The sequence below is a fragment of the Desulfovibrio sp. SGI.230 genome, assembly GCF_050313065.1.
In the GTDB taxonomy this organism is placed as follows: Bacteria; Desulfobacterota; Desulfovibrionia; order Desulfovibrionales; family Desulfovibrionaceae; genus Desulfovibrio.
On the sequence record NZ_JBNPKS010000025.1, the window covers coordinates 1 to 1725 of the forward strand.

General features: G+C 38.6%; 2 protein-coding genes. Both read right to left on the reverse strand.

Annotated features, from left to right (window positions below):
* Positions 1-81: 81 nt before the first annotated feature.
* Positions 82-576 carry a lincosamide nucleotidyltransferase Lnu(C) gene (gene lnu(C) / locus ACQRAG_RS11715; protein ID WP_019543803.1) on the reverse strand — a complete coding sequence of 165 codons (495 nt, stop codon included), beginning with the start codon at positions 574-576 and terminating at the stop codon, positions 82-84.
* 23 nt (positions 577-599) lie between these two features.
* Complete coding sequence (locus ACQRAG_RS11720; RefSeq protein WP_427804209.1) at positions 600-1637, reverse strand: IS1595-like element ISSag10 family transposase; 1038 nt, start codon at positions 1635-1637, stop codon at positions 600-602.
* Between the last annotated feature and the right edge of the window lie 88 nt (positions 1638-1725).

A 1725-nucleotide genomic window follows, 5' to 3' on the forward strand; every position in this document is an offset into this window, starting at 1 on the left:
GGCTATGTCACAACAAACAGTTGATAAATAGCCATTTTTATAGGGGAGTATCAGAACTCCCCTACAAACTGTTATTTGCAGTTATCTATACTCATTTGGAATTTCGATATGAAGTGTCTCACACAATAACTTCACATCATGTGCATCATTTTCATCAAACTCGTATCCCAGATGGAACATTACTTGACTATATGGTTCAATACAGGAAACCTCTATTTCCTCAATTCTTCCTTTACCCGAAAAAGTTTCTACCGGAAAACAATCCCCATCATAAAGAATTTCACCTTCGTCCGTATATTCAAAACAATGCAAATCAATAATTCTGTTTTTCAAATCTTCCCATACAGTATGGTTCAATGTTGTATATTCCATCTTAATCTCATAAAAGCCATTAGCTTTCATTATTTCTATAAAGTTCTGATAATCGTTCTTTTCTACAAAAATGTCAATATCATTATGGGCTCTTGACTGATATCCAAGAAGAGCATCTACACCCCAGCCACCATCAAGAAAGACTTTAATCTCCGCATCTATTGCAAATTGAAGAATCTGTTTTACATCTGTTATATTGACCATCTTATCATCTCCACAAATTCTAATTAGGCGACCAGAGGAACTGCTGGTCTGTTTGATAAATCTCTGCATTTAGCAGTTTTCAATGTTGCCAAAACGAAAGTTAAGAAGATGTTCCTTTTCTCCATGTCGCTTTCTTTGGCGTAATTTACAAGGTTATTCCACACAAGATAGTTGTTCAGATACTTGGTAGAAACACCGTTAAAGCCACGCATAAACCTCTTTAGCTGGCTATGGTAGCTATTGATATGTTGGATATTATAAATGCCTTTCTTGGCTTTGCCAGTCTTTAACTGCACAAGGTCAATGCCATTGGCATTTGTAAATCTCACATAGGAGTTCATCTTGTCCGTAACAAGAGTGGAATTGGTCTTAATCCTACCATCATAAATATGATGTAAATCTCTTGTAGAAACTCTACCAGTATTCGTAATCTTGGAGATAGACAAGCCATTCCTATTAACCGCACAAGGAACACATACCTTTTCTTGGGACAAGCCTCTGGTATGTGTAGAATGACCACGCTTATGAGCCTTGCGTGGCATAGCAAATGTCTTACTCTTGCTATGATTGCCCTTGTACGAGATGGCGAAAAAAGTTTCGTCAGCCTCAATAATGCCGTCAAGGGTAACATCGTCTGCCATATTCTGAAGTGCATCCAAAATCTTGTGTCTCCAAAGGAATGCGGTGTTTCTGTGAATCCCACAAGCAACAGCAGTCTTACGAATGGATAAGCCATTCATCATACAATCAATGTACTGCTCCCACACGGACAAGTCTTTTCTTGTACCAGACACAATGGAGTTCGTAGCAATCACGAAGGACTTGCCACAATCCTTACATACATATCGCTGTGTGCCATCTTTACGATGACCATTGCGAACCACATGGATACAGCCACAAAGAGGGCATACACGACCATTTGCAAAGCGTTCCTTTGCTACGAAATCTTCAATATTCAAAGACTTTACAAAGGCAGGACTTAAAAGCATTGTTTTAAGGCTTTCCTGCTCTGCGACAGTCAACTTACCGATAATATCTAATGCGTCTTTGATAGTAGGCATATCCAATTACCTCCTTCGGTGGTACTGTTTCTTACTATTATTATACGCTATTTCTCGTCAAAAATCAACCATTTGTTGTGACAGAGCC

What these genes read in the sequence shown, in the direction of transcription:
- ACQRAG_RS11720 (WP_427804209.1), bottom strand. Translation starts at nt 1,637, where the DNA reads ATGCCTACTATCAAAGACGCATTAGATATTATCGGTAAGTTGACTGTC.